The organism is Pseudomonadota bacterium (assembly GCA_030859565.1).
Lineage (GTDB): Bacteria > Pseudomonadota > Gammaproteobacteria > JACCXJ01 > JACCXJ01 > USCg-Taylor.
The window spans coordinates 1-6511 of record JALZJW010000174.1 but is presented as its reverse complement, the minus strand read 5'-3'; the positions used below and the strand labels follow the sequence as shown (position 1 = coordinate 6511).

Annotated in this window: 7 protein-coding genes; 4 read left to right on the top strand and 3 right to left on the bottom strand. The window is 57.5% G+C overall.

Features of this window, described 5'->3' with window-relative positions:
• The 4 genes from M3436_18335 to M3436_18320 form a co-directional block, all read left to right on the top strand.
• On the top strand, positions 1 to 710 hold a 710-nt coding region (locus M3436_18335; GenBank protein ID MDQ3565964.1), incomplete at its 5' end, for an AI-2E family transporter.
• 237 nt (positions 711 to 947) lie between these two features.
• Positions 948 to 1232 carry a hypothetical protein gene (locus tag M3436_18330; GenBank protein ID MDQ3565963.1) on the top strand — a complete coding sequence of 95 codons (285 nt, stop codon included), beginning with the start codon at positions 948 to 950 and terminating at the stop codon, positions 1230 to 1232.
• Positions 1233 to 1406: 174 nt separating this feature from the next.
• Positions 1407 to 1853 (top strand): phage holin family protein, encoded by a 447-nt coding sequence (locus M3436_18325; GenBank protein MDQ3565962.1) that lies wholly within the window; start codon positions 1407 to 1409, stop codon positions 1851 to 1853.
• Between the two features lie 147 nt (positions 1854 to 2000).
• Complete coding sequence (locus M3436_18320) at positions 2001 to 2465, top strand: hypothetical protein (GenBank protein MDQ3565961.1); 465 nt, start codon at positions 2001 to 2003, stop codon at positions 2463 to 2465.
• Between the two features lie 78 nt (positions 2466 to 2543).
• Here the strand turns inward: M3436_18320 and M3436_18315 are convergent, their stop codons facing one another.
• The 3 genes from M3436_18315 to M3436_18305 form a co-directional block, all read right to left on the bottom strand.
• Complete coding sequence (locus M3436_18315; protein MDQ3565960.1) at positions 2544 to 4115, bottom strand: GTPase domain-containing protein; 1572 nt, start codon at positions 4113 to 4115, stop codon at positions 2544 to 2546.
• 54 nt (positions 4116 to 4169) lie between these two features.
• The gene (locus tag M3436_18310) at positions 4170 to 5369 is read right to left on the bottom strand and encodes a 50S ribosome-binding GTPase (protein ID MDQ3565959.1); all 1200 of its coding nucleotides are present in this window, start codon (positions 5367 to 5369) and stop codon (positions 4170 to 4172) included.
• 772 nt (positions 5370 to 6141) lie between these two features.
• Positions 6142 to 6411, bottom strand: coding sequence for a UBP-type zinc finger domain-containing protein (locus M3436_18305; protein MDQ3565958.1), 270 nt, complete (start codon positions 6409 to 6411; stop codon positions 6142 to 6144).
• Positions 6412 to 6511 lie beyond the last annotated feature (100 nt).

Here is a 6511-nt window from a genome sequence, read left to right as displayed (position 1 = left end):
AGCTGATACCTAGTTTGAAAACCGGTGGTCTCGCATTAGTCGAATTCGTGATTAATCTGGTGCTCGTGCCGGTGGTGTTGTTTTACGTATTGCGCGACTGGGACCTCATGATTGCGCGTATCGGTGAGACGATTCCAAAACGCGCTCGAGACGAAACCATTTCTATGGCTCGCGACGTCGACAAAGTCCTGGGACAATTTTTACGCGGTCAATCGTCGGTCATGCTGTTGCAAAGCGTTTTTTATGTCACGGGCCTTTGGCTCGTGGGTCTGGACTTTGCGCTGCCAATCGGCATCCTGGCGGGGATGCTCACTTTTGTTCCTTATCTCGGCGCGATCGTCGGGTTCGTGCTCGCGACGCTCGCCGGATTGATTCAATTCCAAAGTTTCGGAGGGTTGGTCCCGGTGTGGATCGTTTTCTTCCTCGGGCAATTACTGGAAGGAATGGTCGTCACACCTTGGTTGGTGGGAGACCGCATCGGGCTGCATCCGGTATTGGTGATTTTTGCGCTGCTCGCTTTTGGCCAGTTGTTCGGGTTTTTCGGTGTGCTGCTGGCGCTGCCCGCGAGTGCGGCGCTCGTGGTTGGGTTTAAGTATTTGCACCAGAAATACACCGAGAGCGCGCTATACAGCGAACCGAAAGAGAATCTCGTCATTTCCCCCCCTCAAGCACCGGAAGGGACGGAAAGAGGCGAAGGGGCGAAAGAGTGAAAGGCGTGAAGGGGTGAGTGTGGAACAGTTGATACTAAAGTTGGCGCCGTTCACTGCACCCATCAGGGAGTCTCGCCGAGGCTCAGGCTCTCAAACCACATCAGGAATCAGGAATCAGTTGAGAAATGGCATTGAATTTCTTATTATGAAACGCAACTGAGCGAATGCATCACCGGACGCCCATCTCACGACCGCATAACGATGGCGTTCAAAAACCATCACTCAAGGAGAAAAAGGATGCCAGCAAAAAAAGCAAGCAAAAAAGCGTCTGCAAGCAAGCAGTCCGCGAGTAAGAAAGGCGGTACTAAGGGCAGCGCTAAAAAGGGTTCAGCCGCTAAAACGCAAATACAGAAAACGGCCGTCAAAGTCCTGGCCGGAGCGGCTGCGGGCGCAGTTCGCGCTATCATAGGTCCGCTCGAAGAGGCTGCGAGTACGAGCGAAGAAGCTGCGGGTCTCAATAAGCAAGGCGGAAACAAGGGCGGGAAGTCTACCGGAAAGCCTGGCGGCAAATCTAGCAAGTAAGCCTTCGGTCGTGGCTCATGGTCGGGTGAGCAACTCCATGATTGGAATTTCGGGGCGGTTTATGCCTTCGTGCGTTCAAGCCCGTCGGGTGATTATGCCCTGAAGCACCGGGCCAGGCTGACGATAAAACCGCCCCAGGGGCTAATTGTCAAATCCATAAAGGAGGCATAAGGCATGGGCGATATTGAAAAGAGAGCAACCGGCGCCAACCCGGATGCGGGCGGCGAAAGCTTTCCCTCGCTGATTGGTCGCCTGAGCGAAGATATAGTCACTCTACTCGACACCAAACTCGGCCTGCTGAAGCTCGAGATCAAAGAAGACGTAAACGCTTATGTGCGCGGGCGCGTCTCTATCGGCGTGGGGGGTATAATCGCAGCCGTCGGGTTCTCGCTGCTGAACGTGGCTATAGCCTTCCTGGTTTCCGCGCTATTCGAAAAGACTCTGCTCAGCCAGCCGGTCAAGTACTCTCTCGGCTTTATTATTACGGGCGTGATCTGTCTGGTTATCGGGGCAGCCGTCGTGATAAGAGCTAAAGACCGATTGGCGAAACAGAACCTCGCGCCCGAAAGGAGCATCGAAGAGCTCGAAAAGGACAAGCGGTGGTTGAAGCGAGAGTCATAAAGGGCATAAGGCCGGCTCGCCTGTTAGCGATAAGCGATTTACAGACTTAAGGGGAAGGTAGTGGCTAAAGAAAGAGACTCACAAGGCGCTCCGGCACTACGAACAGGCGGGAGGAGAGAGCCTGGCAAAGCGCAACTCCAACGCCAAATGGAGGAGGCGCGCGAGTCCATTTCACAGACCGTCGAGGAAATCAAGGGCACTGTCGAAGACCAGTACGAGTCAGTAAAGGAAACCTTCAGTGGGGTGCTCGACTACCGGGAGCAGTTTCAAAAAGACCCTATTGTCTGGAGCGTGGGCGCGCTCTCCGCTGGCTTCGCTCTAGGCTATACTCTCGGCTACGCACACAAGAATATGAAGCCCGCCGGGCGCAAGCGCTCTGAGGTAGCCGCCTTTGCTGACAGCCTCGTTGAGGAACTCTCCACGGTGGGCAATAGCCTCGTCATGCCTTCGATCAACGCGAAGATCAAGCAGTTGTTCGGCTTCGACTTCTCCGACATGTTGGAAGAGATCGGCGGCGCTAAAAAGACACGCGGAAGGAAGAAGCCATCTCGGAAAGGCGGCGCGAAGTCGCAAGGCGCACGAAGAAGGGTTAAAGGTCCCACTGCGCTATGAGCGAGCAACGAGGTGCAAGGAATTTACTCTCGGGCAGCGTTGGTCATTCGGCGGATTATACATCTAAGGATCCCGGCCCTAACGAGCCGGCCGATCCTCTTTTATCTCGTTACCCAGCCTTTCTACGGTCTTCGCCGCCATGCGCGCACCGGCATCGAGGAGGATACGGCCGGCCTTCCAGGCCTGCTCGCGCAGGCGGTTCCAATGATCCTCCCGCTTGAGCTCCCGCAGGCAGCGCAGGTATTTCACCCGTTGCGCGTGATCGAGCTTGCCAAGGATCCCAGGAATCACCCCTTCTTCGATATTGTATATCTGTCCAGGCAGTAGGTTAACCGCGATCACATCGCTCGCATCGATTCCCAGGTCTTCGGCCGTTGCCTCCATGGCCCCTCGGATCGCCTGCTCCTTGGGCCGCTTGGGTTGGGCGATATTGTAGGGCGGGTCCCATTCACGCAGGGGACGGAGCTGGTCGACATGGGTCAGGACGACCAGGAGCGGGGGCGTGATCAAGTCGGTACGGCGCTGAAACAGGGCATTGATATTATCAACTAGCTGCCGGTCCGCCTGTCGCGCGGCGTTGGTGGCCGAGCACACGAGTAGGATCAGGTCGCTGCGCAAGAGTTCGGCCTCTGCGTCATCGAATCCCTGATCTGCCGTCGGCCCGGCATAACCCGCGCTATCGAGGACGATCATCCTTCCGGCTTCATCGCGCTCCAATACGTAGGAGGTGATCCCGGGGGTCAGGGGTAGCACATCGGTCATGGCCCGAAGCTCGCCGAAGAGGGCATTTATGAGGCTGGATTTACCGGCTTTGACCTGGCCCAGCACGAGCAGCCGCAATGGTTCCTCAGCGGGCGGCGCCCGGCGCTCAAGGTCTGTGCGGGAGTACCTCGTTATATATTCATCAGTTGGCCGATCGCTCAAGGTCAAGGCCCCACTGTAAAGCTCGATCGCGTAGTAGGCGACCTGCTTCACATAGCTCTGCAATAACCAGGTCTTGATCTCATCGGCGGGGTATCTCAGGGCCTGGTGCGCGCTCAGGTCGCGCAGCTCGCGCAACACCGCCCCCACGGGATTGATGGCCAGGGAACCCAGCCGGTATACGTCGTAGCACTTGCTCGCGAAGCTCGCGAGACTATGGCCGCGCATCAGGTCGTGGATGGTCAGCATATGACTGAAGGGGATGTTATCGAGGAGTATTCTCAGATCCTTGCTGACCAGCTCGATGATCATGAGGAGATAGGGGATCGCGATCTCGAGCGGCGCATTTTTCGATTTCGGGTGATAATGCCGGGCGACGGCCGTGATCGTCTCTCGGCCCAGCTCGATGAGTCTGGCGGGGTCGTCGAGCGGGTAGTCCGCGAGCGTGAGCTTCTCCGTGATCGCGGTGGCCTTATCCCAGGCGGCGCGGTTGCGGTCCGGCCAGTGGGGGTCTGGTTGCACCTCGGGTTTGTCCGTGAGCGCGACCGTGCGCTTACGGTTCAGCCATACCAGCATCAGCCAGGCGGCCCCAGCCAGGCACACCAGTACCAGCAGCCACTCCAGGATCAACCCCTGTTGCCATAACCACACGAGTCCCAGCGGCAGCAGGGTGATGGCAGGCAGGACGATCACCGCAATCGCCACCAGCCAGCGGGGCGAAAACTTCATCGATGAGCCCGGGTGGTCATGACGGTGCAAGGCCCTGAAGAAAAATAAGCATATTCAAGACCGTAGCGCCTGCACGTAGCGCGCTAGCAATTCCCGCCCCGCCCGCAATTCCTCCGCGTAGATCCGCTCGAACACCGCCTTGTCAGGCACGTGTCCCTGCTTTATCGAGCTGAAATACCAACACAGGGTCTTGCCCAGGGCATAGGTTACGCCAGCGGTGTACACCGAGGCGACCGCGGTCCCGTACGCCGGGATGAACTTGATCAACTCCCTGCCGCCCCAACGCAAGAGATAGCCCAGGCCGAGGGTGCTCGCGATCTCTGCGTAGCGCTGGCGGTCGAGCTCCTGATGATAGATAGAGGCAATGGCCTGCAGCATCTTCGCCTGCAGCGACAATACAAACGGCACGCTGACCATGGGGATCGGAATAGCCTCCAGACCTCCGGCGAGGAAGGCATAGGTCAGGATGTGGGGGTGGGCGGTCCGGGCATAGATGTCGCGGAGTTGTTCCACGTGTTCAGTGCTCTGGAACAGCGCCCGCAACCCCAAAGGCAGGGCGGCCTCGATCGCCGCCCATAGCGAGTCGAGCCCGTAATGGACTGGCGCGTAGCCGTCTTCGGGCAAGGTGAAATCCAGCGCCACAAAAGCCGCCTCGATACCGGCAAACCACTCCCGCTGCTTGAGCAGCGAGCGTGCAAGATCCTCGGGCACGGTCGGCGGCCAGGGAGTGCCGGCATAGGGATAAGGATCGAGATGCGGCGTAGCCCGGTTAGGATAACCTTCATGCAGAGTGGTCTGAACCACGATCACCGGCCACCCAGGGTGTTCCTTCAGGATTGCCCGCAAGGCCTGTAACACCTCCTGTTGCGCGTGATCCATCGCTCTCATCACGACCATCAAGAGATGTGCCTGCTGCCCGAATAAGCGCATGTCCTCGGTCGGGTCGTAATCGACCTCGCCCAGACCCCGGGTGTCCAGGAAGCGGACGAAACAGTGCGTTGTGTCGGGGAAGTCGTAGAGGCGCGCGGTACGCGTGCAGGGTTGGAAGCCGTTGCCGATGACGGCATCGTCGCGGCCCGTGAGTGCCCGGATCAGGGCGCTTTTGCCCGACTGGGCCTTGCCGAGCAGCCAGATCACCGGCTTTGGCAGGGCCTGTTTGACCGCGTCGAGTTTTTCCGCCAGTTTTCTCTCGCTGATCTTGGGCGTGAAGATTGCCGTGCCCAGGGCATCGCGGAACTGTTTGGCTGTTGCCATTGCTGTTTCGTCGAATGTGCCTCGATGCTCGCCAGGGTGGCACTGCGGATCCGCTTTACGCTCAGGGCAGACCACGGGAACCACCACCCAGTGCAACGATAGGAAATCCAGCGCCGTTTGTCGACCAAGATCTAGGGCAGAGGCTATGAACTTCAGTGTTAATCGCTTAGCAACTCCTCGCCCATGCCGATGCCGCGCTTACCCGGCGGGTTTACCGGCGCAAACCAGAATGGGTGAAACCTGCTCAATAGCACACTAGCTGTTTTATAGCACAGTGGCCATTTTACCCAACGTAAGTCTTTGATTTATGGCGCGCCCGGAGGGACTCGAACCCCCGACCCCCTGGTTCGAAGCCGGATGCTCGTTCTCGCACTATAATTATATAAATCATACAGTTATGGTTTTGGAATTGTGACATAAGAAACACTATACGACTATTATGAATCAATAACATAGGAATATTGATAGGCGTTGAATGTCACAGCGAGTTCATTGACCAACTGCTGTTCTGGAACAGGCTCTATCTGGAGCGAAAGCTCTCCTTAGCTTCAAGCACTACTACAACCAATACAGTTGCCACACAGGGTTCACGGGCTCTACGCCGAATCAATGTGGTGGCAAGCCCACCGATGAAAGGCCGCAGCACATTTGAGAAAGGGCTACGAGTACTCCCGACGTTACCAGTGCGGATCGGACCGTTGCTTCGCTGTCGGTTCTATCGACTCAATCACCTTGTCGATTTTGTCCTTCAAACCGCGGTCCGCTGCATTGCTCAGTATTCCGCGAACGCGTCGTCTGGATAACAATATAGCCAACGCTCGCCAGGCTGCGCCGACGCAATCACCGGGTGCCCGCTCGCACTCGCATGCTTTGTCGCATGTCGGTTTGGTGAGTCGTCGCAACAAAGCGTCGCGCCGCAATTCTGACAGGTGCGCAGATGCACCCATCGCGCGCCGATCTCCACGCATTCAGCGCACTCGCGCCGTTGGGCATGTTTGACCGTCGTGATCGCGGGAAGATGAGCGCAGGTTCCGTTCGACATCAGCTCACCTCTCTTTCAAAAATTCGTGTACGAACTGGACCGACATTGAACCTTCGCCAACGGCGGAGGCGACGCGCTTGACTGAGCCTGAACGCACATC

Excerpts from the sequence above, each read along its gene's own strand:
- M3436_18330 (MDQ3565963.1), top strand. The coding sequence starts at position 948 with ATGCCAGCAAAAAAAGCAAGCAAAAAAGCGTCTGCAAGCAAGCAGTCC.
- M3436_18325 (MDQ3565962.1), top strand. The coding sequence starts at position 1,407 with ATGGGCGATATTGAAAAGAGAGCAACCGGCGCCAACCCGGATGCGGGC.
- M3436_18320 (MDQ3565961.1), top strand. The coding sequence starts at position 2,001 with ATGGAGGAGGCGCGCGAGTCCATTTCACAGACCGTCGAGGAAATCAAG.
- M3436_18315 (MDQ3565960.1), bottom strand. The coding sequence starts at position 4,115 with ATGAAGTTTTCGCCCCGCTGGCTGGTGGCGATTGCGGTGATCGTCCTG.
- M3436_18310 (MDQ3565959.1), bottom strand. The coding sequence starts at position 5,369 with ATGGCAACAGCCAAACAGTTCCGCGATGCCCTGGGCACGGCAATCTTC.
- M3436_18305 (MDQ3565958.1), bottom strand. The coding sequence starts at position 6,411 with ATGTCGAACGGAACCTGCGCTCATCTTCCCGCGATCACGACGGTCAAA.